This is a genomic window from Gillisia xinjiangensis (genome assembly GCF_046298265.1).
Taxonomy (GTDB): Bacteria; Bacteroidota; Bacteroidia; order Flavobacteriales; family Flavobacteriaceae; genus Gillisia; species Gillisia xinjiangensis.
This window is the reverse complement of the sequence record NZ_JBKAHK010000095.1, coordinates 1-559: the sequence shown is the minus strand read 5'-3', so window position 1 is coordinate 559 and position 559 is coordinate 1. Positions and strand designations below refer to the sequence as shown.

1 protein-coding gene is annotated in these 559 nt (G+C 65.5%); it reads left to right on the top strand.

Annotated features, from left to right (window positions below):
- The first annotated feature begins 44 nt into the window (after positions 1–44).
- A complete protein-coding gene (locus ACKGJN_RS16660) occupies positions 45–503 on the top strand; it encodes an ArsI/CadI family heavy metal resistance metalloenzyme (RefSeq protein WP_340116542.1) in 459 nt (152 codons plus the stop codon).
- Positions 504–559 lie beyond the last annotated feature (56 nt).

The window sequence follows — 559 nt, the reverse complement described above, 5'->3', positions numbered from 1 at the left end:
GCAGCCCTCAGCACACCCCCTTCAAGCCCTAAGGAGTCCGCCCGATGAAGCGCCTTCACGTCCATCTCAGCGTCGACGATCTCGCCACCTCGGTTGACTTCTATACCAACCTGTTCGGCGGCGCCCCCGCTGTCCTGAAGCACGACTACGCCAAGTGGATGCTGGACGACCCGCGGGTGAACTTCGCCATGTCCCAGCGCGCCCGCCAAGCAGGCCTCGATCACCTGGGCATCCAGGTCGAAGACGAGGCCGAACTGCGCGAGGTCGCCGGGCGGCTCGCCGCCTCCGGTGCGCGCCTGGTAGAGCAGAAGGACACGACCTGCTGCTACGCCCGCTCCCACAAGGCCTGGGTGAATGATCCCCAGGGAATCGCCTGGGAGACTTTCCACAGTCACGGCGAAGCGGTCGTCTACGGCGAAGACCTGCCGGCTGTCGCTTGCTGCAGCGACCAGTCCTGCGGCACGCCGCCGGCCGCCGGCCGCGAGACCGCCTGCTGCGTCTGAGCGAAGAATTGCTGCGCAGCATGAAATTCCATGCTGCGCAGCAATTGCGTTAATTC

Coding starts and splice junctions, on each gene's coding strand:
- ACKGJN_RS16660 (WP_340116542.1), top strand. CDS start 45: ATGAAGCGCCTTCACGTCCATCTCAGCGTCGACGATCTCGCCACCTCG.